24 protein-coding genes and 1 pseudogene are annotated in these 24912 nt (G+C 63.3%); 16 read left to right on the top strand and 9 right to left on the bottom strand.

The genetic code is table 11. The features are described 5' to 3' along the window. Positions 1 to 15: 15 nt before the first annotated feature. A complete protein-coding gene (locus GA0061099_RS16450) occupies positions 16 to 963 on the bottom strand; it encodes an AraC family transcriptional regulator (RefSeq protein ID WP_036022823.1) in 948 nt (315 codons plus the stop codon). A 297-nt stretch (positions 964 to 1260) separates the two neighbouring features. On the opposite strand from GA0061099_RS16450, the gene GA0061099_RS16445 reads away from it, so the two are divergent. Genes GA0061099_RS16445 through GA0061099_RS16435 form a run of 3 tightly spaced genes read left to right on the top strand, consistent with a single transcriptional unit; the run spans position 1261 to position 3872 of the window. Next, a complete protein-coding gene (locus GA0061099_RS16445) occupies positions 1261 to 2373 on the top strand; it encodes a DUF2336 domain-containing protein (RefSeq protein ID WP_036022821.1) in 1113 nt (370 codons plus the stop codon). Then, positions 2370 to 2702 (top strand): PilZ domain-containing protein, encoded by a 333-nt coding sequence (locus tag GA0061099_RS16440; RefSeq protein WP_036000311.1) that lies wholly within the window; start codon positions 2370 to 2372, stop codon positions 2700 to 2702. Before GA0061099_RS16445 ends, GA0061099_RS16440 begins: the two co-directional genes overlap by 4 nt. 51 nt (positions 2703 to 2753) lie before the next feature. After that, positions 2754 to 3872 carry an HD-GYP domain-containing protein gene (locus GA0061099_RS16435; RefSeq protein ID WP_036022820.1) on the top strand — a complete coding sequence of 373 codons (1119 nt, stop codon included), beginning with the start codon at positions 2754 to 2756 and terminating at the stop codon, positions 3870 to 3872. A gap of 26 nt (positions 3873 to 3898) precedes the next feature. Here the strand turns inward: GA0061099_RS16435 and GA0061099_RS16430 are convergent, their stop codons facing one another. Both GA0061099_RS16430 and GA0061099_RS16425 read right to left on the bottom strand, forming a co-directional pair. Continuing rightward, complete coding sequence (locus tag GA0061099_RS16430) at positions 3899 to 4102, bottom strand: hypothetical protein (RefSeq protein ID WP_036000317.1); 204 nt, start codon at positions 4100 to 4102, stop codon at positions 3899 to 3901. 133 nt (positions 4103 to 4235) lie between these two features. Next, complete coding sequence (locus GA0061099_RS16425; RefSeq protein ID WP_074447943.1) at positions 4236 to 4913, bottom strand: nitroreductase; 678 nt, start codon at positions 4911 to 4913, stop codon at positions 4236 to 4238. A gap of 115 nt (positions 4914 to 5028) precedes the next feature. Here GA0061099_RS16425 and GA0061099_RS16420 point away from each other — a divergent pair, with 115 nt between their 5' ends. Beyond that, positions 5029 to 5991 carry an alpha/beta hydrolase gene (locus GA0061099_RS16420; RefSeq protein WP_036022814.1) on the top strand — a complete coding sequence of 321 codons (963 nt, stop codon included), beginning with the start codon at positions 5029 to 5031 and terminating at the stop codon, positions 5989 to 5991. 6 nt (positions 5992 to 5997) lie between these two features. Here the strand turns inward: GA0061099_RS16420 and GA0061099_RS16415 are convergent, their stop codons facing one another. Beyond that, on the bottom strand, positions 5998 to 6459 hold the full coding sequence (locus tag GA0061099_RS16415; RefSeq protein ID WP_036022813.1) for a cupin domain-containing protein: 462 nt from the start codon (positions 6457 to 6459) through the stop codon (positions 5998 to 6000). Positions 6460 to 6661: 202 nt separating this feature from the next. Here GA0061099_RS16415 and GA0061099_RS16410 point away from each other — a divergent pair, with 202 nt between their 5' ends. The 3 genes and pseudogenes from GA0061099_RS16410 (at position 6662) to GA0061099_RS42095 (ending at position 8880) form a co-directional block, all read left to right on the top strand. Continuing rightward, on the top strand, positions 6662 to 6910 hold the full coding sequence (locus tag GA0061099_RS16410) for a hypothetical protein (RefSeq protein ID WP_036000331.1): 249 nt from the start codon (positions 6662 to 6664) through the stop codon (positions 6908 to 6910). A 293-nt stretch (positions 6911 to 7203) separates the two neighbouring features. After that, complete coding sequence (locus GA0061099_RS16405) at positions 7204 to 8256, top strand: type II asparaginase (RefSeq protein WP_050995871.1); 1053 nt, start codon at positions 7204 to 7206, stop codon at positions 8254 to 8256. 172 nt (positions 8257 to 8428) lie between these two features. Then, positions 8429 to 8880 (top strand): annotated as a pseudogene (locus GA0061099_RS42095) (REP-associated tyrosine transposase). Positions 8881 to 9047: 167 nt separating this feature from the next. On the opposite strand, the gene GA0061099_RS16395 reads toward GA0061099_RS42095, so the two are convergent. Together GA0061099_RS16395 and GA0061099_RS16390 are read right to left on the bottom strand one after the other, a co-directional pair. Continuing rightward, positions 9048 to 10670, bottom strand: a complete 1623-nt coding sequence (locus GA0061099_RS16395; RefSeq protein WP_036022812.1) for an ABC-F family ATP-binding cassette domain-containing protein — start codon at positions 10668 to 10670, stop codon at positions 9048 to 9050. A gap of 282 nt (positions 10671 to 10952) precedes the next feature. Then, on the bottom strand, positions 10953 to 12233 hold the full coding sequence (locus GA0061099_RS16390; protein WP_057029323.1) for an amidohydrolase family protein: 1281 nt from the start codon (positions 12231 to 12233) through the stop codon (positions 10953 to 10955). Positions 12234 to 12648: 415 nt separating this feature from the next. Here GA0061099_RS16390 and GA0061099_RS16385 point away from each other — a divergent pair, with 415 nt between their 5' ends. The 5 genes from GA0061099_RS16385 to GA0061099_RS41175 all read left to right on the top strand — a co-directional run bounded on the left by GA0061099_RS16385 (position 12649) and on the right by GA0061099_RS41175 (position 17438). Continuing rightward, positions 12649 to 13776: a TRAP transporter substrate-binding protein gene (locus GA0061099_RS16385; protein ID WP_036000349.1), complete on the top strand. Its 1128-nt coding sequence runs from the start codon at positions 12649 to 12651 to the stop codon at positions 13774 to 13776. 114 nt (positions 13777 to 13890) lie between these two features. Next, positions 13891 to 14493, top strand: a complete 603-nt coding sequence (locus tag GA0061099_RS16380) for a TRAP transporter small permease subunit (RefSeq protein ID WP_025035930.1) — start codon at positions 13891 to 13893, stop codon at positions 14491 to 14493. Beyond that, positions 14490 to 15839, top strand: a complete 1350-nt coding sequence (locus tag GA0061099_RS16375) for a TRAP transporter large permease (RefSeq protein ID WP_036000352.1) — start codon at positions 14490 to 14492, stop codon at positions 15837 to 15839. The genes GA0061099_RS16380 and GA0061099_RS16375 overlap by 4 nt, the downstream gene beginning before the upstream one ends. A gap of 31 nt (positions 15840 to 15870) precedes the next feature. Then, on the top strand, positions 15871 to 17271 hold the full coding sequence (locus GA0061099_RS16370; protein ID WP_036022810.1) for an amidase: 1401 nt from the start codon (positions 15871 to 15873) through the stop codon (positions 17269 to 17271). Next, entirely contained in the window at positions 17268 to 17438 is a 171-nt protein-coding gene (locus tag GA0061099_RS41175) for a hypothetical protein (RefSeq protein WP_157284651.1), read from the top strand. The genes GA0061099_RS16370 and GA0061099_RS41175 overlap by 4 nt, the downstream gene beginning before the upstream one ends. Positions 17439 to 17512: 74 nt before the next feature. On the opposite strand, the gene GA0061099_RS16365 is transcribed toward GA0061099_RS41175, so the two are convergent. Continuing rightward, positions 17513 to 17971, bottom strand: coding sequence for an Rrf2 family transcriptional regulator (locus tag GA0061099_RS16365; protein ID WP_036022809.1), 459 nt, complete (start codon positions 17969 to 17971; stop codon positions 17513 to 17515). Positions 17972 to 18058: 87 nt separating this feature from the next. On the opposite strand from GA0061099_RS16365, the gene GA0061099_RS16360 reads away from it, so the two are divergent. Both GA0061099_RS16360 and GA0061099_RS16355 read left to right on the top strand, forming a co-directional pair. Beyond that, positions 18059 to 18838: a class I SAM-dependent methyltransferase gene (locus GA0061099_RS16360; RefSeq protein WP_036022804.1), complete on the top strand. Its 780-nt coding sequence runs from the start codon at positions 18059 to 18061 to the stop codon at positions 18836 to 18838. A gap of 246 nt (positions 18839 to 19084) precedes the next feature. Further along, positions 19085 to 20344 (top strand): glycosyltransferase, encoded by a 1260-nt coding sequence (locus GA0061099_RS16355; protein WP_478209834.1) that lies wholly within the window; start codon positions 19085 to 19087, stop codon positions 20342 to 20344. 564 nt (positions 20345 to 20908) lie between these two features. On the opposite strand, the gene GA0061099_RS16350 is transcribed toward GA0061099_RS16355, so the two are convergent. Continuing rightward, positions 20909 to 21163 carry a hypothetical protein gene (locus tag GA0061099_RS16350; RefSeq protein WP_036022803.1) on the bottom strand — a complete coding sequence of 85 codons (255 nt, stop codon included), beginning with the start codon at positions 21161 to 21163 and terminating at the stop codon, positions 20909 to 20911. 163 nt (positions 21164 to 21326) lie between these two features. Between GA0061099_RS16350 and GA0061099_RS16345 the strand changes: the two genes are divergently transcribed. Further along, positions 21327 to 22061 carry a DUF3750 domain-containing protein gene (locus GA0061099_RS16345; protein WP_036022806.1) on the top strand — a complete coding sequence of 245 codons (735 nt, stop codon included), beginning with the start codon at positions 21327 to 21329 and terminating at the stop codon, positions 22059 to 22061. Between the two features lie 179 nt (positions 22062 to 22240). On the opposite strand, the gene copM is transcribed toward GA0061099_RS16345, so the two are convergent. Beyond that, on the bottom strand, positions 22241 to 23644 hold the full coding sequence (gene copM, locus GA0061099_RS16340) for a CopM family metallochaperone (protein WP_225141693.1): 1404 nt from the start codon (positions 23642 to 23644) through the stop codon (positions 22241 to 22243). A gap of 433 nt (positions 23645 to 24077) precedes the next feature. Between copM and GA0061099_RS16335 the strand changes: the two genes are divergently transcribed. Continuing rightward, positions 24078 to 24830, top strand: a complete 753-nt coding sequence (locus tag GA0061099_RS16335; RefSeq protein ID WP_050995868.1) for a hypothetical protein — start codon at positions 24078 to 24080, stop codon at positions 24828 to 24830. The last annotated feature ends 82 nt before the right edge of the window (positions 24831 to 24912 follow it).

Raw genomic sequence — 24912 nt, 5'->3', positions numbered from 1 at the left:
ACCCGATTTATCGTTCTACCTTCCGCGACCGCGGTCCAGTGTTTGCGACGGCGTCTCGCCGAACTGGTCGCGGTAGCTTCTGGAGAAATCGCTGAGGTGCCAGAAGCCATACGCCAGCGCGACCGCCTTGACGCTATCGGCCCCGGCGAGAAGGCGCCGACGCACCAGCCACAGCCGATGCAGACGCAAATAGCGGTGCAGGCTCATGCCGCGATAGCGGCGCACGACGTCGTGCATGGTCCGAACGGACAGCCCCAGCTTGCGCGCGATCTCATCGCTGTAAATCGGCTCCGACAGGTGGTCAGACAGCAGCGCGCGGATGTCCTGGAATAGCCTGAAATTCCGTCCGTCGTTGGGTGCAAAGGTCCAGCGGGCCGGAACGATCGTCGCAAAGGCCTCGTCAACGGCTCCGAGCAGGGACTCCTTCATCGCCGCGCCCTTCAACAAGAGCTCCGGTGCCGAAATCGGCCCGGCCGCCTCGGCCAGCACCTCCCTAACCACGCCGCGCAACCGCTGCAAGCCGGCCGTGGAGATTTCAAAAATCTTGAAGCTCGAGAGCGTGGGCGGCCAGCCACGATCCCTCACCTCGGGCCGGAAAACCACCGAGGCGATTTGCCGCTGCACCTCCTCGACGGTGGTGTAGGCCGCCCCGCCGCTGCCAATGACCACGGCGGGTCGCGCCCGTTGCGAGCCGTTAAAGCGAATTGGCACGTTGAGATCATCCATCGTGAAGCCGATCGCCGTGCAATTCTCCACGAGTTGTGCGTCAACCACCCGCGGAAACGCGCGCGTCAAATTCACGTCGCAGCCCGGTAAGGCCAAGATCGTCTGCTCAGCCGAAATCTTCCGCACAAAAGGGGTGAATTCGAAATTCAGCCCGCGTATAGCGCTTCGAAATTCGTCGACGTCTGAAAAACGAAATGTTTTGAGTGCCGACCTCGGCACATCGTCAATGCTGTTCATGGAAATACGAAAAATGCCGCGCCGCTCTGAATGTGCGTCCGGCCGCGGGGTGCCGTTCGCTGCCTCCTTCGGTTTATTTCGTTAGAATCGATCCTAACGTGCCCTGATCAATTGGAGACGGGCCGGTTGAAAGAACAATCCGGGACAACCCTGTCTCGCCGAATTTCGATAGCGTTTCCTGCGATTGAGGCGGTGCGCCAATACCGAAGGCGTTGCCATTTAAGATTCAAATTAACGCCTTTGCGGCGGAATAACCGTCGTTTGATTGTGCAATTTATTTCATTTCAGGCTCCTGCCATGACGGCAAATTCGCCTGCCGACAATCTGGCCGAATTGGAGAACGCGGTCGCAACGTGTCCGCTGGACCGGTGCGCCCGCATTCTCTTCGGCCTTTTGCAACTGCTCACAAGCAGCCGCGGTCGGTCCCAGGAATTGCTCGCCGGTGTGGTCGACGGCGTCCTGCTGCGACTGATCGAGCGGGTCGAGGCCAGCACGCTGATCGATGTCAGCGCGGCGCTCGCAGAGCTCAAAGTAGCTCCGCCGGACACCGTGCGACGTCTCGCCTCGCACCGCGACCCGGAAGTCGCCTGCCCCGTTTTGCTCCGCTCGCAGTCATTGTCCACGTCCGATCTCAAACTGATCGCAGCCGCGAGCGGCGTACGGCAGCAATGTGCCATCGCCGGCCGCGCGTCGATCGATCCACCGGTGATGGAGACGCTGATCAAGGGGGGCACTTCCAGCGTTTGTCTTGCGCTGATCGGCAACAGCGAGGCAAGATTCTCCGAAGCCGCTTACGTTGCGCTGGTTGAGAAGTGCCTGGTGGATGACGAACTCACCAAGGCACTGGCGCTCAGGCCCGACACGCCCGACACAGTCATGCGGAAGTTGCTGTCGGCCTCGCCGGCGCCGAAATCCGGCATCGGGCCGAACGCCACCGTCTCGCTTCAAGCCGCAACGGCCGCACCCATCGTCACCAAGCTACCCTCCGCGGCCGCCTATGCAAGCGCACGGCCGGAGATCGTTGCACTCAGCCGCATCGGCAAGCTGAACGATTCCACGGTGAACCGCTTCGCCATCCGCGGCGAGCCCGCCAACCTCATCACCGCGCTGTCGGTGCTTTCAGGCGCTCCCATCGAAATCGTCGAACATGTCATGACCGACGAGGATTGCGAGGGTCTCGTCATGGCCTGCCGCGCCTCGCGGCTGAACTGGCAGACCACGCTCGCCATCCTGAGCAACCGCAGCGGCACACGGCTTTCTTTCGCCGAGCGCGAACGCGCGCAGCACATTTTCGAGACGCTGCTGCTGTCGACCAGCCAGTGGACGGTGCGGTGGGGCGAAATTGCCGCAAACGCCAAGGAGTGCGGTCGGGGACATCGCGACGCAAAAAAGATGGGGGTTAGCCGATGAAGTTCGACGGTCGCAAAGCCTTTCGCGTGAAAATGGACCACAGGCAACCGGTCAATCTCATGGGATCCGACGGCACCTGGCGGCGCAGCTGCGTCCTGCTCGACGTCTCGCAGACGGGCGCGAAGGTCGAGGTCGAGGGCACGCTGGACGTGCTCCAGGCCAAGGAATTCTTCATGCTGCTGTCGTCGACGGGCCTGGCCTACCGGCGCTGCGAGCTGGTCTGGATCGACGGCACCACCGCTGGCATCCACTTCGTCACCGCACAAAGCAAGAAGAAGCAGGCGATTGCGCCGGCTGCCGCAGCGCAGAGCTCCGATCAGGCCAAATAGACCGAGAATTCGACCCATCGATTGGAGCCCGCGCTATTCCGGGGCATATCCGTGCAGAACGCGCAAACCACACTCAAACCCACCAGCCTTGGCGGCGTCGCGGTCGCTGCAGCGCCGCGCCCATTCGTTCATGTGCTGGCCGACACGTCCGACAAGCTGGCCGGTGTGTGCTCGCTCCTCGAGCAACGCTTCGCCGTCGCGGGCGAGCGGCTGGACGCCGAGGCCAAGCTGTCAGAGGTGCCGTCCGCCATCGTCATTCGCGCCGAGCTTCGCGATGTCGACAATATCGCGGCGATCAAGAAACGGGCGGGCAAGCTCGCAAAGGCGAAGAAGCGGATTTTCCTGCTGGAGCACACCTCGCATGTCGCCGTTTCGCAGGCCTATGCGCTTGGAGCGACACTGGTCCTTCCGGGCACCATCAACCGGGCGAGGCTGCTGGCGGCGCTGTCCGATCCGCCTGATCCGCTCTCGGCCGCGTCGCGCGAGAGCGCGCAGGCCGACACTGCCGTCGAGACCGCCGCGACCGCGATCGCATCCATGTTTACCTCCGTCACCCTGGGCCAGCCGCTTGACGTCAACGCCACCAAGGAAGCGGGGCGCCAGATCGCCGATCGCATCACCCGGCATGGCCTGACGGAGTGGCTCATGACGGTGCGGCGGCACCACGAAGGAACCTATCAGCATTGCCTGCTTGTCACCGGTGTCGCCATCGACTTCGGACTGAGCCTCGGCGTCGGCAGGGCCGACCTGGAACGTCTCTACTCGGCGGCCATGTTCCATGACATCGGCAAGGCGCAGATTCCGCTCGCCATCCTCGACAAGCCGGGCCGCCTCGATGCCGCCGAGCGCACGCTGATCGAAACGCATCCCGCCGCCGGCCATACGTTTCTCAAGGACCATGACGGGATCTCGCCGGAGATTCTCGATGCCGTCCGCCATCATCACGAGTACCTCGACGGGAGCGGCTATCCCGATGCGCTCTGCGCCGAGAACATTGGCGATATCGTCAGGATTCTAACGATCTCGGACATCTTCGCAGCCCTGATCGAGCACCGGCACTACAAGCCGACCATGCCGCGCGCGGAGGCCTACGACGTTCTGTGCGAGATGACAGGCAAGCTGGAGAAGGCGCTAGTCCGCGCGTTCAAGCAGGTCGCGCTCACGCGGTGAGCGCTGTGACCCGTCTCGAGCGCAGCCTAATGCGTCGCACGATGGCTGGCGCGGCGCGGGATGGAGCGGCAGGCCAGCCCGTCGGCCAGCAGCTTCATGTCCTCGTGCCGGCCGCTGCGAATCAGCCGGCCGAACTCTTCGGGTGTGAAAGGAAGACTTGGATCATCATCGATCTTGGGCCGCAGTCGCGGACCGAAGAACCGCCGAACCAGGCTAGCCAGCCGCCGCATATCAATTCCCTCGCGCCAGCAACAAACCTCTCAGTCCGCATATTGTTCCTCCCGCGACTTCGAGATTGCAAGAGGCCACTCGCGACACCGCACCAAAAATTTTCCGCCAGAGAATAATCTCCTCTTGCTCGTGCTAATCGGCAAAACCCACGTAACGCACGAACTGGTGGTTGTGCTCGCGGTCCGAGCGCACGGCGTTCGCGGCAAAGCCGTCATCGGGATAGCCCATCGCGACACAGGTCATGATGACCTCGTCTTCCGGAATCTCGGCGACCTCGCGCACGATGTCGGAGCGCATGATGCCCTGCCCGTTGATGACCGAGCCGAGCCCGCGGTCCCACGCCGCGAGCACGATGCCGTAGCAGAGCGCGCCGAGATCGAAGTGGCAGACCGCGCCGGGATCGAGCACGCGGTCATAGGTCAGCACCAGCGAGACCGGCGCGTCGAACTGGCGGAAGCCGCGCAGCACCCAGTCCTGCCGCATCGGCTTGTCGTCGCGCGCGATTCCCATCGCGCCGAACAGCTTCTTGGCGATGTCGACCTGCCGGGTACGATGCACGCCCTGGTATTCGCCATGGCTGATGATGTCGCGCTTGACCTTGGCGCCGCCGGCCATCTCCGCCATGTTGCGGCGACGCACCTCCTCCAGCGGATGACCCGTGAGCACATGGACATGCCAGGGCTGGGTGTTCATCGACGAGGGCGCGCGCTTGGCGCTCTCGATGATCGCCTCGATCACCGCGCGCGGCACCGGCTCGTTCTTGAAGCCACGCACGCTGCGGCGCGACTGGACCAGCGTCTCGAATTCCACCTCGTGAACCTCCCTGCCCGTTCGTCCGGCCTTGCGACGCACGCCGGTTGCCGATGCGGCCCGCAAAACCTATGCTAATGACCAAGCAAGACCAAGAACCCTGTGAGGAAAGCCCATGGCCGCACCGCTCGATCCCGTCATCGCCCAGATCATTCCGCTCATGCCGATGCGCGATCCCACGGTCATGACGCCACAGAGCGCCCGCGATTCCTTGCGCGCACTCGCTGCCTCGCGTGCCGCCATTCCGCCGCCGCCGGTCGATAGCGTCGAGGATATCAGGGTGAAAGGCGGCGCCGGTCTGCTTCCCGCACGGGTCTATCGGGTCGGCGCCGCGCCGGCACCGACGGTGGTGTTCTTCCATGGCGGCGGCTGGGTTGCGGGCGATCTCGAAACCCACGACCGGCAGGCGCGCAACCTTGCGATCGAGACCGGCGCGGTCGTCGTCTCCGTCGACTATCGCCGCCCGCCCGAGACGCGCTTTCCCGGCGCCTTCGAGGATGCTTTCGCCGCGGTCAGCGACGTGTTTGGCCGCGTCGCGGAATTTGGCGGTGACGCAAGGCGCTTCGGCGTTGCCGGCGACAGCGCCGGCGGCAATCTCGCAGCGACGAGCGCGATCGCCTGCCGGGAAGCCGGCATCAAGCTCGCCGCGCAACTGCTGGTCTATCCGGTCACCGACGTCGTCGGCGCTTATGCCGATGCGCGCGAGAACGCGCGCTATCCCTCGCGCAGCGAGAACGCCGAGGGCTACTTCCTCACGCGGGCGACGATGGAATGGTTCTGCGGCCATTATCTCGCCGATCCCGCGCACGCCGGCGACTGGCGCGTCTCGCCGCTGCGGGCTGCCTCCTTGGCCGGCGTCGCGCCCGCGGTCGTGACCACCGCTTGGTTCGATCCCCTACGCGACGAAGGCGCCGCCTATGCGCGGGCGCTGGAGGCCGCCGGCGTGAAGGTCAAGCACCATGAGGGTCCCGGCCTGATCCATGGCTATTTCGGCATGGGCGACGCCTCCGACGTCGCGCGCACTGAGGCGCAGCGCGCGCGGGCCGACTTCAAGGCGCTGCTGATGCGCGGCGCGTGAAGGCGATCAGGCGCTCTGCGCCCGCTGCGCCGCGGTGTGCCCCCAGGTCTCATCCCAGCCCTGGCCAGCGGCATCGACCACGCGGCCGTCGGCCTCGAAAAACTTGTTCGGCACCTGGAAGATCGCCAGGATCAACGCGCCGTCGGGGCACCAGGCGGCATGCCGGCTCCCCGCCTCGCGCCAGATGAATTCGCCGGCCTTGCAGGCAATGCCCTTGGCCGGACCCTCCTTGTCGACGAGCGCGCCTTCGATCACCCAGCTCTGCTCGATGCCGACATGTTCGTGATCGGGCAGCACCGATCCTGGCGCAAAACGCATCAAGGCGGTCATCAGCCCCGTACGGCGATCGAACAGTAGCGTCTTGGCCTCGCAGCCCGGAAAGCGCGTCTTCTGCCAATCCATGTCTTGGGGTCGAACCAGGTGGGAATGCCGATCGGCTGCCTGGTCGTGCGGGATCGCGGCGTCCATCACGATGCTTCCTCTCCATCTCAAGGGACCGACGCTAGCAGGATCGCCCGATGCGGTCAGCGAGCACTGCAACAGAGGCGACATGTTCCGAGCTGGCGCGCAAAAATCAACGGGCGACCGGGCGGCCCAGTGCTCATCCTGCTTGATTGCGCCACGATTCCCGGCTCCACTCTCCCGGCCATTTCTGGTTCAGGAGACCCCCATGATGAAACGGATTTTCCTCGCTGCGATCGTTGCCACCTTCGCAGCGGGCTCGGCCCTTGCGCAAGAAACCTGCGAGAGCAAGGCCGTCGGCAAGGACGGCAAGCCGCTGGCCGGCGCCGCCAAGACCTCGTTTCTGAAGAAGTGCAAGGAAGACGCCTGCGCGCCCAAGGCCGTCAGCGCCGACGGCAAGCCGCTCGCCGGCGCCGCCAAGAACAGCTTCATGAAGAAGTGCGAGACCAGCGCGTAAACGCGCAGTCCGTTCCCGGCTTTTTCAGCGAAGCCACAAGCGAAATGCCGTCATGGCCGGGCAGAAGCGCGTCTTCGCGCGAGAATGTCCCGGCCATTTGCTTTTTGGTGCCTCCGCACCGCCAGTTTCCGACACGCGCCGAGCGCGTAAAGCAAACGCGCCGCGACCCTAGACAGAACGCAGCGGCTGACAGATGATGCGACGCTGAGCGAACCGGGGCGCATCAACGAGGCTTCCAGCAAAGGATGGACGAGATGTTGCAGTTCCGCGTGCGTGATCACATGATGGCGATAATGAGCGTGCTCTTTGCGCTGCTCATGATCGTTGACGTTGCCAACGCGAGAGGCCCCGGCCTGCCCAACGTCATGGTTCTCGCAACCGGCGGCACGATCGCCGGCAGCGGGGCGAGCAGCACCACCGTCATCGGGTATACCGCAGCCACGGTGGGCATCGAGACCCTCTTGAACGCCGTCCCCGAGTTGAAAACGGTGGCCAACGTCAAGGGCGAGCAGGTCTTCCAGATCGCCAGCGAGAATATGAACAATGATTATTGGCTGAAGCTCGCCAAGCGCGTCAATACGCTCCTCGCGCAGGACGACGTGGACGGGATCGTGATCACGCACGGGACCGACACGATCGAGGAAACCAGCTATTTCCTGAATCTGGTCGTCAAGAGCAAGAAGCCCGTGGTCGTCGTCGGTGCGATGCGGCCGTCGACCGCGATCAGCGCGGACGGCCCGATCAACCTCTTCAATGCGGTGATCCTCGCAGGCAGTGAAGAGGCCGTGGGCAAGGGCGTGCTCGTCGCCCTCAACGATCAGATCAACGCGGCACGCGACGTCACCAAGAACAACACGTCCACGGCAGACACCTTTCGCACGCCTGAACTCGGCTTTCTCGGCTACATGCAGGGCAACAAGCCGTATTTCTATCGGCAATCGACCCGCCGGCACACGGCAGATTCTGAATTCGACGTGTCCAAGCTCGATGTCCTGCCGCAGGTCGACATCGTCTACGGCTACGCCAACATGAACCGGGTCGCGATCGATGCCTTTGTCGGCGCCGGCGCCAAGGGGATCGTCCATGCCGGCGTGGGTGACGGCAGCCTGGCCCGCCCGGCGGTCGAGCCGGCGCTCGACGAAGCCCGCAAGAAAGGCGTCGTGATCCTTCGCAGCAGCCGCGTCGGCAACGGCATCGTCGCGCGCAATGGCGAGGCCAAGGACGATGAGCACGACTTCGTCGTCTCCGATACGCTCAATCCCCAGAAGGCGCGCATTCTGCTGATGCTGGCGTTGACCAAGACGAGCGACACCAAGGACATTCAGCGGATGTTCTATGCTTATTAGAGCATGATCCGGACCCGGAGGGCCGCCCTAGTTGTAGCCCGGATGAAGCGCAGCGTAATCCGGGGCAGACCAAGCACCGGCACGACTGTCCCTGTAGCACTCCCCGGATTGCCCTGCGCGGCTTCGGCCCATCCTTCGCCCGACTGAAGCGCAATCCGGGAAAGTCCCTCGCATGGTTCGCTATCGGCGAAATTTCGTACCCGGCGTGATGTTCTTCTTCACCGTCACGCTGGACGATCGAATGTCATCCGTGCTGGTTGATCATGTCGACGAGCTCCGCAGCGCATTTCGCGTAACGCGTGCCGAACGGCGGGTCGTTGGAAGCGCATCAAGAGTGCCTTCACACACCGGCTGGCAGCTTCCGGCGCACCGATCTGCCGCAATCATCGCGGCGAGTACGCGCTCTGGCAGCGGCGATTTTGGGAACACACAATTCGTAACGATGCGGATTTCGAGCGCTGCGCCGATTACATTCACTACAATCCGGTCAAGCACGGGCTCGTTGCAGCGGCGATTGAGTGGCCCTACAGCTCGCTCCATCACTACGTTCGCGCTGGTATTCTACCTCCCGATTGGGGAGGAGCCGGCGAGATAAGCGGCAGCTTTGGTGAACGCGGAGACTGATCCCGGATTACGCTTACGCTCCATCCGGGCTACCGGTCCATCACGGCCGCCCGTAGCCTGGATGGAGCGCAGCGCAATCCAGGGATGGTCCCGCGGCACGACACGAGCGCCGACGTCGCACACGGATCCCGGATTGCGCTTCGCTCCATCCGGGCTACCGCCCACCACTAGCTCCGCAAACCCGGCGCCTCCTGGCCGGTGCGCGCGACATATTCGGTGTAGCCGCCGCCATATTGGTGGATGCCCTCCGGCGTCAGCTCCAGCACGCGGTTCGACAGCGTCGCCAAGAAATGCCGGTCGTGCGAGACGAACAGCATGGTGCCCTCGAAATCCGACAGCGCGTTGATCAGCATTTCCTTGGTGGCGAGGTCGAGATGGTTGGTGGGCTCGTCCAGCACCAGGAAGTTCGGCGGGTCGAACAGCATCTTGGCCATGACGAGGCGCGCCTTCTCGCCGCCCGAGAGCACGCGGCAGCGCTTCTCGACGTCGTCGCCGGAGAAGCCGAAGCAGCCGGCGAGCGCGCGCAAGGAGCCCTGCCCCGCGGTCGGAAACGCGTCCTCCAGCGACTGGAACACGGTGCGCTCGCCGTCGAGCAGATCCATCGCGTGCTGGGCGAAATAGCCCATCTTGACGCTGCCGCCCAGCGCCACCGTACCCTCGTCCGGCTCGCTCGCACCGGCCACCAGCTTGAGCAGCGTCGATTTGCCGGCGCCGTTGACGCCCATCACGCACCAGCGCTCCTTACGGCGGATCATGAAGTCCAGCCCGTCATAGATGCGCTTTGAGCCATAGCCCTTGTGCACGTTCTTGAGTGCGACGACGTCCTCGCCCGAGCGCGGCGCCGGCAGGAAGTCGAACGCCACGCTCTGGCGGCGCCGCGGCGGCTCGACTCGCTCGATCTTGTCGAGCTTCTTGACTCGGCTCTGCACCTGGGCCGCATGCGAGGCGCGCGCCTTGAAGCGCTCGATGAACTTGATCTCCTTGGCGAGCATGGCCTGCTGGCGCTCGAACTGCGCCTGCTGCTGCTTCTCGTTCTGCGCCCGCTGCTGCTCGTAGAATTCGTAATCGCCGGTGTAGGTGGTGAGCGAGCCGGAATCGATCTCGATCACCTTGGAGATCACGCGGTTGATGAACTCGCGGTCGTGCGAGGTCATCAGAAGCGTGCCTTCGTAATCGTGCAGGAATTTTTCCAGCCAGATCAGGCTTTCCAAATCGAGATGGTTGCTCGGCTCGTCGAGCAGCATGACGTCGGGGCGCATCAGGAGAATGCGCGCCAGCGCCACACGCATCTTCCAGCCGCCGGACAGCTTGCCGACATCCCCGTCCATCATCTCCTGGCTGAAGCCGAGGCCGGAGAGCGCCTCGCGCGCGCGGCCGTCGAGCGCATAGCCGTCGAGCTCCTCGAACCGGTGCTGCACCTCGCCATAGCGGGCGATGATCTCGTCCATCTGGTCGGCCTTGTCGGGGTCGGCCATGGCGGCCTCGAGCTCGCGCAATTCGGCCGCGACCTCGCTGACGGGCCCCGCGCCGTTCATCACCTCGGCCACCGCGCTGCGGCCAGACATCTCGCCGACGTCCTGGTTGAAATAGCCGATGGTGATGCCGCGATCGGTCGAGACCTGGCCCTCGTCGGGCAGTTCCTCGCCGGCGATCATCCGGAACAGCGTGCTCTTGCCGGCGCCGTTCGGCCCGACAAGGCCGATCTTCTCGCCCTTGTTGAGGGCCGCGGAGGCTTCGATGAACAGGATCTGGTGGCCGGCTTGCTTGCTGACGTTGTCGAGGCGGATCATGAGTGACTTTTGGGGGATTTTTGCGTTGCAGCGTCATAGGCCATACGGGGCGTGAGGGGAAGCCCGGGACAGGCCGGGATTCAGCCCATTCGCTCGTGACCGCTCGGTTCGGGGCCTACGGGCAAATGGGTCGGGCTAACTGCGTCCGGCACGGGCATCTATGCTTCGCTTGCCGGATATGTCGGCTTTTCCATCGGCTGGGTCGAAGGCCCGGAGATCAACGCTCGGCCTGTAAGAACTTTTCGCCGAATCTCGAAGAGACCTGAGACCGGCGCCGCCTCTCTATCTTACTGAGAACGGCGCCTGATACGGCCGCCCGAACGGCACGCCGTTGATGACGGTCTGGATCGGCTTGAGGTGGGCTTTCCCTTCCCTCCTGTTGTTGCGCGTGTCGACGAAGCTGACCGGTCCCTCCACCAGCTCCATGATCGCGACGTCGGCGGGCGCACCTACCTGCAGCGTGCCGATCTTCGGCGCGCGGCTGATGATCTTCGCCGGCGCGGTCGTTGCCATTGCGACCACCTGCTCCAGCGTGAAACCGAGCGTCATGAACTTGCTCATGACGTTGGGCAGGAAGGGAATCCCCGGCGAATTGCCGGAGAAGACGTGGATGTCCGAAGAGATGGTATCAGGAGCGCATCCGCCGGGGATCGCCACTTCCGCCACGGTGAAATCGAAGCTGCCGCCGCCATGCCCGACGTCGAACATGACGCCGCGCTGCTTGGCCGCGAGAGCCGCAGGCAGCAGCTTGCCGTCCTGAACGATATTCGTGAACACGCTCGACATGTTCGGGGCGCCCGAATAGGCATGCGTCAGCACGTCGCCCGGGCGCATCAGGTCGAGGATTTGCGACATCAGCTCCTTGGATTCGACGCCGCCGATATGTACCATCATCTTCGCCGGCCAGCCGCACATCTCGCACGCCTGGATGCCGCGCTTGAGCGGCTCGAGCCCATGCTTGAAGATGACGTTTTCCGACATGCGCACCTTGACCCCGAGCAGGAAGTCCGAATTCTCGGCCAGTGCCATGGCGCAGGCTTCGGTCTGCGCTGTATCGATGTTGTGGAGCTCGGCGACCGGGAACGCCGACAGGCCGTTATTGGCGATGTGGACGAAGGCGTACATCCGCGCCCGCGTCTGGGCCACGATGAAGCGGCGCAACGCCGCCAGATTGTTGACGCCGGCATCGCCCGCCGAGACGACGGTCGTCGTGCCCTGGAACTGGACCAGCTCGTCGGCGGGAATGCCGATGGCCGAGCCGTAGGGATAGACGTGACAATGCAGATCGATCAGGCCGGGCATCACCAGCTTGCCTGAGGCGTCGATGCTCTTCAGCGCGCGCTCCGCCGGGATCGCCTCCTGGACCGCCTCGATCGTGCCCCAGCGGATGCCGACATCGCGCCTGGCGCGCAGCGACTGGCTGGGGTCGAGCACCTCGCCGCCGCGGATCACCAGATCGTACTTGTCGTTCGGCCCCATCGCCCCGCGCGCGGGCGCGGCGAGGCCGACGGCGGCGGCCGCCGTCGAGAGTGCCAGGAAATCGCGGCGTGACAACGCAGGCATGATGATCCCCCCTCTGTGCTTTTGTTCGCGGCAACGGCCGGGCTGGATGTCCAGATCTGCTTTCGCCGCCAAGGTCGAGTTCACAACGAACGGGCTTGGAAATGAAGCCCGGATGATCCGATCCTATGACGGCACGCGAGCCCTGAGGAGCCGCGAAATTTTCCAGAATCGCATCGGGCGGGCACCACTGGCAGAAGTCCGGCTACACTTTTGCTGCGCCGCGACATGCGCGTGAATATCGAACTGCCTGGAGTCGAACGTCTAAGACCAATAATGCGACACCGGGGCTTGTCGGATGCCGGCAATGCGTCCAAACTGTGATCAAAGTCGCTGGAATGCGGCATACCTCCAGCGGTTGACAACGACAAGCGCGTCGAAACGCGTTCGAACAATCAGGCCGCCAGGGAGGACGTCCATGACTGCAAAGTCCGAAAAGACCAGAACAACTCGTCGCAAATTCCTGCTGACCGCCGGCGCGGCCGGCGCTGCCACCATCGCCATGCCGCAAGTCAGCCGGGCGCAGACAGCGACCCTGAAGATGCAGGGCTCGTGGGGCAAGGCCGATGTCTTCAACGAGATGGCCGAAGATTATGTGAAGCGCGTCAACGATATGGCCGGAGGCCGGCTGCGCATTGACTATCTGGTCGGCGGCTCGGTCGTGCATCCGTTCCAGGTCTTCGACGGCGTTCATGGCGGCCAGATCGACGCGGCACACACGGTGACGGTGTACTGGTACGGCAAGCACAAGGCCGCCTCGCTGTTCGGCACCGGCCCGGTGTTCGGCTTCAACGCCAACGAAGGCCTTGGCTGGATCCACAACGGCGGCGGCAAGGAGCTGTTCGAGGAGCTCCAGACCAAGATCATGAACGTCAACATCAAGAGCTTCTTCGCCATGCCGATGCCGACCCAGCCGCTCGGCTGGTTCAAGAAGCCGATCACCAGCGACGCCGATCTCAAGGGCTTGAAATATCGCACGGTGGGTCTGGCCGCCGATCTCTTCCAGGCGATGGGCGCATCGGTCGCGCAGCTGCCCGGCGGCGAGATCGTACCCGCGATGGAGCGCGGCGTGATCGACGGGTTCGAGTTCAACAATCCGACCTCGGACCGGCGCTTCGGCGCGCAGGATGTCGCCAAGAACTACATGATGGGCAGCCATCATCAGGCGACGGAATATTTCGAGATCATGTTCAACCGGACGAAATTCAACGCGCTGCCGAAGGAACAGCAGGCGATCCTGCAATACGCCGCCGAAGCCGTGTCCTCCGCCAACGAATGGAAGGCCATGGATTATTATTCGAAGGACCTGCAGGAGCTGATCAACAAGGACAAGGTCAACGTCCAGCGCACACCGAAGTCTGTGTTCGACGCGCAGATCAAGGCGTGGGACGGTCTGATCGCCCAGCTCGGCTCGGATCCGTTCATGAAGAAGGTGATGGATTCGCAGAAGGAATGGGTGCGCCGCGTGGTTTACTACAACATGAACAACGCGACGGACTACCGCGGCGCCTTCGAGCATCACTTCCCGGGCGTGCTCAAGGTCTGACGGCTGTCGCGGGGGATCGCGTCAGGTCTTATCGCGAGGGCGGCGCAATTGAAGCGCCGCCCACGAGTTGGAGGGGGACATCCGGATGGACTGCTCGCAGCGAGTTCAGCTCGCATGACGAAATTCCTGTTCTTCATCGATGAGCTCAGCACGTGGGTGGGCAAGGCGTTCGCCTGGCTGATCCTCGTTCTCACCCTGGGAGTCAGCTACGAGGTGTTCGTGCGCTACGTGCTGCGTGCGCCGACCACCTGGGCTTTCGACATCAGCTACATCACCTATGGCGCGATGTTCCTGATGGCCGGCGCGTACACGCTCTCGCGAAACGGCCATGTCCGCGCCGACGTGGTCTACCGCCTCTGGTCGCCGCGCACCCAGGCGACGATGGACCTCGTCCTGTATATCCTGTTCTTCCTGCCGGCGATCGCGGCGCTGATGTATTCGGGCTGGAACTACGCCCAGATGTCGGTGCGCTTCCGCGAAGTCAGCATCTTCAGTCCGGCCGGCGTTCCCGTGTTTCCACTGAAGGCGCTGATCCCGCTCACCGGCTTCCTTCTGTTCCTGCAAGGGGTCGCCGAGATCATCCGCTGCGTGCTGTGCATCCGCACCGGTCGATGGCCGCAGCGCCTGCACGACGTGGAGGAGACCGAGAGCCTCGTCATCCGCGAACATCAGCAGCACGCGGCTGAGCCGCAGAGTGAGAAGGGACCAGGCGCATGACCGATCCTCAACTCGGCATGCTGATGCTGGGCCTCTTCATCTTCATCATCATGCTCGGCTTCCCGATCGCCTTCACGCTGATGGCGATGGGCGTCTCGTTCGGCTACTATGCCTACTACACCCCCGGTCAGGACTTCTTTCAGAACCGTATCTTCACGCTTCTGGTGCAGAAGACGTTCGAGGTCACATCCAGCGACGTGCTGGTGGCGGTTCCGCTATTCCTGTTCATGGGTTATTTGATCGAGCGCGCAAACATCCTCGACCGCCTGTTCTACTCGCTGCAGCTGTCGATGAAGAACGTGCCGGGCGCACTTGCCGTGGCCACGCTGATCACCTGCGCCATGTTCGCGACCGCCACCGGCATCGTCGGTGCCGTCGTCACGCTGATGGGGCTGCTGGCATTGCCGGCGATGCTGCGAGCGGGCTACGACGCCAAGCTGTCGGCGGGCGTCGTCTGCGCCGGTGGCTGCCTCGGCATCCTGATTCCGCCGAGCATTCTCCTGATCGTCTATGCGGCGACTGCCGGCGTCTCGGCGGTCAAGCTTTACGCGGCGGCGTTCTTTCCGGGGTTCATGCTGGCCGGCTTGTATGTCCTCTATGCGATGACGCGCGCGATCATCAATCCCGCGCTCGCGCCGAAGCTGCCGCGCGAGCAGACCGACGTGCCGACCTCGAAGGTCATCTGGGCGCTTGCCACGTCGTTCCTGCCGCTCGCGTTGCTGATCGTTTCGGTGCTCGGCGCGATCCTGTTTGGGCTGGCGACGCCCTCGGAAGCGGCCGCGGTGGGAGCCCTCATGAGCATCGTGCTGGCGGCTGCCTATCGTTCGCTCAACTACGAGATGATACGCGAATCCGTGTACCTGACCGTGCGCGCCACGGCGATGGTCTGCTACCTCTTCATTGGATCCTGGACGTTTTCGGCGGTGTTTGCCGTCCTTGGCGGACAATCGGTGGTCGAGCAGTTCTTCACTTCGATGAACCTTTCGCCGATCCAGTTCCTGCTGCTGACCCAGATCATCATCTTTCTGCTCGGCTGGCCGCTGGAATGGACCGAGATCATCATCATCTTTGTGCCGATCTTCCTGCCGCTGCTTCCGCAATACGGCATCGATCCGATCTTCTTCGGCATCCTGGTGGCACTGAACACGCAGACCGCGTTCAACACGCCGCCGGTCGCGATGGCGGCCTTCTATCTGAAGGGCGTGGCGCCGCCCGAGGTCAAGCTGACCGACATCTTCTCCGGCGCGCTTCCGTTCGTCGGCCTGGTCTTCCTCACCATGGCACTGGTCTACATCTTCCCGGGGATCGCATTGTGGCTGCCGAGCTATCTCTATGGGGCGCGATGAGCGGACCCGGCAAACCGACGAGAGGCTGCGCATGAGCCTCAACGTGCTCGGCCTCGCGGACGCCGCGGCAGGCATCCGCGACGGCCGGCTCAGCTCGGTGGAGCTCGTCGGCGACTGCCTCAGGCGCATCGATGAGGTCGATCGCGATATCCAGGCGTGGGCGTTTCTCGATCGCGACCACGCGATGCGGCAAGCCGAGGCGGCTGACGATCATCGCAAGCACGGCAAGGCCACAGGCCCGCTGCATGGCGTGCCCGTGGGCATCAAGGATATCTTCGACACCGGCGACATGCCGACCGAATTCGGATCGGAGCTGTGGGCCGGACGCACGCCGCGGCGCGATGCGGCGGCCGTGGCGCGTCTGCGGGCGGCTGGAGCGGTGATCCTCGGCAAGACGGTGACCACCGAGTACGCGTACTACAATCCGGGCAAGACCCGAAATCCGCACAACCCAAATCACACCCCCGGCGGATCGTCCTCGGGCTCCGCCGCGGCCGTCGCGGCGCTGATGGTGCCGGGTGCCATCGGCTCGCAGACCAACGGCTCGGTGATCCGCCCTGCCGCCTTCTGCGGCGTGGTCGGCTTCAAGCCCACGCACGGCCTCATTCCACGCAGCGGCGCGCTCCAATTGTCGCGCACGCTCGATCATGTCGGCGTGTTCGGGCGCAGCGTCGAGGACGCGGCCCTGCTGGCGGAGGTCATGGTCGACTTCGACCCGGAGGATCCGGACACCCGGCCTGTTGCGCGCCCGCCATTCTCTGCGGTCGCGGCGAGCGAGCCGCCGTTGCCGCCGCGATTTGCCTTCGTGCGCTCTCCGGTCTGGGATCAGGCCGAGCCGGAGACGCGTGAAGCCTTTGCCGAGCTCGTCCCCGCTTTGGGCGAAGCGTGCAGCGAGGTCGAGCTTGGGCCGAGCTTCGACGGGGCCGTCGATATGCACCGCATCATCATGGAAGTTGATATGGCGCACAATCTGCGGCGCGATGACCAGCGCGGCGGCGACAGGCTGAGCACGCGGCTACGCCAGGCGATCGAGCGCGGCCGCGCGCATCTTGCGGCGGCTTATTGCAACGCTCTGGCTGGGATTGCGCCGCTCAACCAGGCCCTGGACCACGTTTTCGATGAATACGACGCCATCCTGACGCCCGCCGCGCCGGGCGCGGCGCCCGGAATCGAAACGACCGGCAACCCGGCTTTCTGCTCGCTCTGGACCTATCTCGGCGTGCCCGCGATCAGCTTGCCCTTGATGCGTTCCGAAACGGGCCTTCCGCTGGGGGTCCAGCTCGTCGGCCGCCGCGGCAACGACGCCCGCCTCTTGCGCACGGCGCACTGGCTGATCAAGTCCATCGGGCGCACGCGTGGTAGCGGTCGGCGCAACGCCCCGAGCGCCGGATCGAACTCGGCTCCGGGCGCGGAGAAAAGGAAAGTGCGATGACCAATCTGATCACCGGACTCATCGGCCTCGCGCTCATGATCGCATTTCTTGGAATCCTGCTGGTCTGGATCAAGGCCATTCCGCTCATCATCATCGTTGTCTGCGTCGTGGTGCTGGCCGTGATCGATTTCGTGCGATCCCTGCGGACGAACGGCGCGCCTCGCTGAATGCCCCATGGCAAGAAGACGCTTCACTTCTCGGCATTGGCCGGAGCAGCCGGAATTACGACAAGAAGAGAGCTTTAGCGGCCAACCCGTTCGAGCTGCCACCTGGGATCGCCTGCGCAGCGCGCGTCGACACCTTTGCTCAAGTCTGCGAGGCTCACCGCGCCCAACCGTTCGACCAGCAATGCTTCGGCATCGCGAAGGACATCGTCCACCGCTGCGTTGACGAGTTGCTCGATCGCACAGTCTGGATTGGAATGCTCGTTCCCGATCGCAAATAGCCGGGGACCACCAACCGCACGATAGACATCGAGAAGTGACACGCGCTCGAGGTCGCACGCGATGACCCACCCACCGCCATGCCCTTTGTCCGACCGGACATAGCCCGCATCGCGCAGCCCCGCCAATGTGCGGCGAACGACGACCGGATTGGTCCCCAGCATCGTGCCGATCGCCTCCGAGGTCATGGGGCCGTCATGTCGCGCCATGTGGAGCAGCACATGCAGCATTCGGGAAAGGCGGCTGTCGTTTCGCATCGGCTGATCTTTCGCATGCATCCCATCATTGGCAAGGGCACGCAGTCATGCTACATATAAAGTTACATGACACGGGAGCGATCGGAAGTGCGACAGTTCGAGGATCCGGACCACTGGGACAGCGCAGCCAGGCATTATCGAGAGACCGCGCACCCCTTCACCGCCCTGTTTGCGGAGGAGGCGCTGGCGCGCGTAACCCTGACGCCTCAGAGTCATGTTCTCGACGTGGCAGCCGGCACCGGCGCGCTCGCCCTCGCAGCCGCTCGCACCGGCGCACGAGTCCTGGCGACCGACTTCTCGCCCGGCATGGTCGGATGCATCGCAGCTGCTGGTCTGCCCAATGTGAAGGCGCGGGTCATGGACGGACAGGCGCTGGACCTGCCCGACGCACATTTCGATGCCGTCTTTTCGATCTTCGGTGTCATCATGTTCCCCGATTGGCGCAAGGGTTTGGCCGAGATGCGACGGGTGACGCGCCCCGGCGGGCATGGCGTGGTTGCGACCTGGCAGGATCGGGGCGCGGCGACCTTCCTCCTGTTGGGCGAAGTGCGGCAAAAGCTGTTCCCTGATCGGCCGGGCATGGCAATGCCTCAAGCCGTTCAGGCCCTGAGCGATCCGGACGATTTCGCCCGCGCCCTCGTCGCTGCCGGCTATCGCAATCCCCGGATCGACACGGTGACTCATGATTTTCTGCTCGACGTCGCGGCGCTCGACGCGCCTGACACGCTCTTTGGCATGTCGCCCGACTGGACCAGCCTGGACGACATCGAAAAGGCGGCGGTGATTGCCGAGGTGCGGGCCAGAGCCGATGGTCGTCCGGTGCTGCCGATAAGCTCGACCGCGCTCATTGGCGTCGCTGAACGATGAGGCTCAAACATAAAGCCTGGCGGGCCGTCACACTATCGGCCGATCTCTCGATCTCCCGAAACCGGAGCGTCTGACCAGTGAGCAGAAACTCGCGCCCGATTGCGACACATGGGTGGGGTGTGGTCAGTGAACTGGGGAGGGACAAACAACTATCGAGCCGCCAGCAAGTTTGATCCTTCCGGGAGATCAAAGCTTCATCAGAAGCGGCTTGTCTGAGCAGCGGTTGTCGTCCCAATCCATTTCTCAATGGTCAGAAGCATGCGAGTCGCAATCCATACACTAGGCACCCGCGGCGACGTGCAACCCTATCTCGCCTTGGCGCTCGGTCTGAAGCAGGCCGGGCACGAAGTGCTGATCGCCGCGCCCTCGCAGTTCGAATCGTTCGTCGTGAGCCGCGGCATCGCTTTCGCGCATCTTCCGAGTGAATATCTCGCCCTCCTGGAAACCCCGGAAGCCAAGGCGGCAATGGCGGGCGGTGCGGGGTTTATGGCTGGCTTCAGGATGCTGAAGCAGTTCAGGCCGATCGGCCGCCAACAGCTCAGCGCCGAATGGCAAGCCGCCCGACGATTTCGTCCAGAACTGATCATCTATCACCCGAAGGCCATCGCCGCGGCGCATATCGCAGAAAAGTTATCCTGCCCTGCCGTTCTGGCTTCTCCCCTGCCTGGCTTCACACCGACAGCAGCGTTCGCGAGCCCGCTCGTGCCGTTCCGCTCGCTTGGCCCCCTCAACAGACTCACGCACAGCGCGATGGCTCACAGCGCCTACGCCCTCTTTCGCGGGATGATCGGGGAATGGCGGGCCACCGAGCTCCACCTCGCAAACACGCCGGAGAAGAAGCTGCGGCCTCGCGCGACGCTCTACGCCTATAGTCCGCATGTCGTGCCCGTTCCGCCGGACTGGCCGAATACTGTCGCGGTGACTGGGTACTGGTTCCTGGGAGGCGACGACGTTTGGCAGCCTGACCCGCAACTCCAGCGCTTCGTAGAGGGCGATGAGCGGCCTGTTTATGTGGGCTTTGGCAGCATGCCAGGTGTCGACCCGACGTCCCTGACGAAACTCGTACTGGAGGCATTGGCCAAGGCTGGGAAACGCGGCGTTCTAGCGGTCGGCGGCGGTGCTCTTCGAGGCGATCTCGGAGCCAGTCACGTCCATTTCATCCAAGGCGCACCGCATGCGCAGTTGTTCCCGCTGATGTCGGCCTGCGTCCATCACGGCGGGGCCGGCACTACGGGGGCTGCGCTTCGAGCTGGCAAGCCGAATATCATTTGTCCCTTCTTTGGCGACCAGCCGTTCTGGGGAAGGCGCATCGATGATCTGGGCGTCGGACCAAGATCAAGAGGAGTGAGGAACCTTTCAGCCGATTGGCTGGCCGCCGCGATCGCAGAGGCCACCGGAAATCCGTTGATTCAGCAGCGAGCGAACCGCCTTGGCGAAGCGATCCGCGTCGAAGACGGCGTCGCAAGCGCGATTGGCTTCCTGCGAAGCCAACACCTTCTCAATTAGGCCCGAAATTGCACAGGCCGATTCAAAAGGCTCGAGTTGCAATGCAGGTGAGCAGCCCTTGCGGCCGATCAACACAGATGCCTGCTCCTGGTCCACTGCGAGGGGACGTCGACCAAAGCGCGGCCATAGCGAGTGGGCACGCCGCCTTGATCACCGCTACTTCTTAAGGATGCCCGTGTTGGTGTTTCCAAGCTGCTGGACGGCGGCGTTTGCGGCTGGCGTGTTGTAAGACGGTCGAGATCCGCCGCCCTCCTGACCGGACGGGGTCACGCCGAGTCTCTGGCCCGTCGTTCCCTGCCCTTTTGCATTGAGCGTGTTGGGCCCCGGCGAACCGCCGGTTCCGCTCAGCGTCGTCCCGTTCGAGAGCGTCGAGCCACCAGCGCCGCCCGAACCGGTTGCGCCCGCCCCTCCAGCGGAGGAAGCACCTCCCGAACCGCCTCCTGAGCTTTGCGCCATGGAAAACGAGATGGTGCCCAGAAGGACAGTCGCGGCCAAAACCAGAAGTCTCATCGTCCACCCTTTCCTATGCCAGCGTCTGAAACCGCTTGCTTCTTGTCACAGTTCCTAGCGGCGGCGAGCGATCCATGCTCCGGCCAGGAAAGCGACGAGCAAGGACCGTAACGGCGCCCTCACCGTCACCTCGCGCAACTGGTCGGCCCATCGCTTCGCCGGCTCTGGCGACGGCGTGCGGGCCTGCGGAGCAAAAGCTCCTCCTTGCTCTCCGGAACCCGGCCGCGGGCCTGAAGTCCGCTCCATGCCGCCCTGATCGTCCGTCAGCCCGGAGGCTTCGGTCATTGCCGCGGCTTCCTTCATGTCCATGCGTGTGCTCCATCCGTTGCGGAACAACTCGATCGATCTCGTGCCCGTCCGACCGAGGTGACAGGCTCGTTCGGCGACCGGGGGCGGCGGCTATGGCGTCGACATCGATGCGAACTATATGTTTGCCGAAGATCCCCGCCGTACCACTCCCTTGAAAAAGCCGTTGCTCATCTTTCTGTTCCTCGTCTTCGCACCGCTTGCCGCATCGGCGGCGAGATATTTTTGGCTGGATGATGGCCGCCAGAACTGGCAAACGGCCGACCGCTCCAGCGCGGGTCTATTGACCTCCGCGACCGACCACCGTGAGGCCGTCATCCGGGTGTTCGGAGCAAGAACGGTGAGATGGCGCGGCATCTTCGCGATTCACACCTGGATCGTCGTCAAAGAGAAAGATGCGCCGACCTACACAAGGTACGACTACACGGCCTGGGGCGAGCCGATCCGCACCAACGGCTTCGCTCCGGACGGGCGATGGTTCGGCGCTGTGCCTGAAATCGTCGTGGCCGTCGATGGCGAGCGTGCGGAGGCGCTGATCCCGAAGATCAGGCATGTGGTCGAAAACTACAGGTTTCGATCCTATGGAGATTACAGCGTCTGGCCTGGGCCCAATTCGAACACCTTCGTGCAGGCCGCACTCGATTCCGTCCCTGAGCTCCGGACCGTCCTGCCGCCGACCGCGATCGGCAAGGACTTCCCGTACACCGGCAAATGGTTCGGCGTAACGGCGTCCGGCACGGGCATCTACGCCTCGCTTGCCGGATACATCGGCTTCTCGCTCGGCTGGGTCGAAGGTCTGGAGATCAATTTCTTCGGCGCCGTTCTCGGCATCGACATCCGACGCCCGGCGCTCAAGCTACCTGGCCTCGGTCGGCTTGGGGTAACCCCCGGCCTGTCGTGATGGAGAGCGAACTGCTTGGTTGGCCGCACCGTTTGTGGACTGCTCAGTGCTTTCGTAAGAGCTTGGATCGATAGAAGAGCTGGCTGCTTACTGACGTGATGTTTGTTCCTGCCGAGCATCTGTTGCGCTCAAGCGGGACCAATCAGGACGACGGAGCCTGTCGCGCTCATCGCCCTTCCTCACGGTTGCGGAATGTTCTTCTGACTGAGCCATGTCCGCATCTCGCCGATCTCCCGCCTTTGGGTGTCGATGATCTCGCGAGCAAAGTGCTGGTTTCGAGAATCCTTGCCGAACTTGAGGACGATCTCGGCCATGTCGACTGCGCCTTGATGGTGAGGGATCATGCCGAGCACAAAGGCTGTATCGGGATCAGCATTGGTGATGCCTCGCATCATCGGACCGTGCATGCGGTCCATGGCGGCGCGGTAGGCATCCGGAGCCGTCAACCCTATCGCCGCAGCGCCGTGCATGCCATGCGGATGTTCGGGGTTCGGCGTATGGGTCAGCCGCTCTCCAGCCAGCGTTCCGATGTCTCCTTCGAGGCCATAAATCGCAATGTGCAGTCCCCAGTAACCCGTTGTGAAAATGACTAGCGCCGCCGCAAGTCCGGCCGGGACGCCGGCAAGCCTTCGCTTGAGTGCGGGCAGGAAATGCACCTCACGACTATGATCGGCAGCAATGGCAACGACGACCGCCATGATGAGCGCGTGTCCGATCAGGTCGGTTCGCCCGAACGGATAGACGGCTGCGTTGAAGATGATGAAAAGAGCGATGGCCGACAGCCGGCGGACAAGCGGCGTCCAGATCAAGCCGAATCCCATCGTGAATTCGGCGACGCCTGCCATCGGAATAAATACGTCGCGCGGCATGCCGAAGGTCAAGAAGGGCTTTTCCTGCACGAGCGGGTAGAACCAGTCCGGATAGGCAAACTTTTCGAGGCTCGACCACATCAGTGCGATGGCGACGCCCCAGCGCAGCGCCTCGAAGCGATGGTTGCGCCATTCCGGATTGGATGAAGCCTCCAACACCAGATAGGCGGCGACACCGACTCCAAGCGCCAGGTAGTCCAGCAAATGGAAGACATCATAGTCGCGCAGCGCGAGTAGCCACAAGGCGATGATCCCGAGAGCCGCAAGTGGCTGCGTCTTGCGAGAGAAGATCAACCCGGCGATCAGGAGCTGGGTCCAGGACACCCATTCGGCCGGCGTTTTGAGATCTGGCGTCAGGTAGACGCCGCCGACGGCGAAGATCGCCACGAAGAAGGCGGCGATGACGACGCGCACGAAGTCGTCGAGGCGCATCCAGAGAGGGTCGGTGATGCGATCCATAGCCAGCAGGATCGTCTCGCCGGCGCTCGACTTCTCGATGGCTCGTGACGCGAGGAAGAATGCCAGCACGAGCGCAATGCCGGTCCAGAACCATACATTGGTCAACGTGGCCCCGATCGACTGTGGTGGCGCTCCGACAATATAGGGCGCAAACCATTTGACATGTGCGTGCGCCGGCACCGGGGCCGCCACCGATGCGAGGATGATCAGGGCCAGCAGGCAACCAGAGGAGCGAGGCGGCGCGGGATGGTTCAATTTCTGCTCCTCAGGTGGTGAGGTGACTAAAGCGTGATTGAGGCGGGCGGTAGGAGACGAGAACGCCAGAGCATGATGTCAGGGCGATGGCTCTTGTGATAGTTTAGACGTTGCCAAGCGTGCTCCCTACTCTTTCTTCAATCGAGCTGCATCACGGCGGACGCGCGCTGTATGCCGTACAATGCTGAGCGCGCGTACCGCCGTGGCAGCGGGCTATTGCGGCAGGTAGCCGCCGTTGATCACAAGTTCGGCGCCGGTGATGTAAGCGCGTAAGCACGCGTCGAAGGAGGCTGTGAGCTGGTTCACATGCTGTCTTAGTTAAACGGAGTACGGTTGGAAGAAGCCGGATAAGAGAAGGGCATCGCGTCGGCGCAGCGTCCGCTGCCGGAATTGGGCTTTTTCGGTCCAAACGTTTTCAGAAAAGTCATTTGCCATGTGTATTTTCACAAGCCGAGCCCGGCGCGCGGCAGGTCATAACCAAGCAAGCCGACCTTTCCTCTACCTTTTGGCTTCCATACTCTCGGCGGCCTGCGTCATTTCCTTTGCGAGCGCCGCGTCCGCTCAATGCGCGGCGCGCGACGTGTTGCAAAACAAGCTGAAGCTCAAGACGCGCTCGGCTCCGGCGTCGCAACAGCCTATTAAGTCCGCGCGCGACGTTGCGACATGGAAAACGATCACAATAGGTACCTTCGCCGACTCTCTTGCCTTGCGCAACGAACTCGACAGCAAGGGCTGCAATGTCGGTGGTCAAGCCGCTGAAATCCTTGCTAGGTCGACGTTCACCGTTAGCTCTCGGAAGACATATGTGGAGCTTCTCGATCTATCGCCTGCGCAGCTTGGATTCACGTCCGATACCGTGACTTTGGCTAACGTTTACGCACGCGCCCAGCAGTTCGGCCTCGAACTCGCTGCGGCCGAAGTCGGCCCGCAATTGCGTCTTCAATATTTCGACCAGCCTATCGGCGAATTTCTCATCATCGGAATGGACCCGATCAAGACATGGAGCGGCGAGCCGATCATTCTGAATGTGGCAAATGGCGGCGCCGGATTGATACTCATCGGCCAGGATGGTCGCTCCGAAGCGGATATACCCGTAGCATCTCGTTTCATTTTCGTTCGATCCCATCGACCGGCAGCTGGCCGCGACGTCGTCGGGCCAATAGCAGGAGCCTTTCCGCCGCCGTGAGCGGACCGACGCGCTTTTGCATCGAATGTCAGGTCAATTGGCCCTCAGCCGAACTGCCCATGACCGCCGCGAAGCCTGCTCT

It is taken from the genome of Bradyrhizobium yuanmingense (genome assembly GCF_900094575.1).
In the GTDB taxonomy this organism is placed as follows: Bacteria; Pseudomonadota; Alphaproteobacteria; order Rhizobiales; family Xanthobacteraceae; genus Bradyrhizobium; species Bradyrhizobium yuanmingense.
Note: the sequence above shows the minus strand (reverse complement) of the source record. Positions and strands in the feature narration are given on the sequence as shown.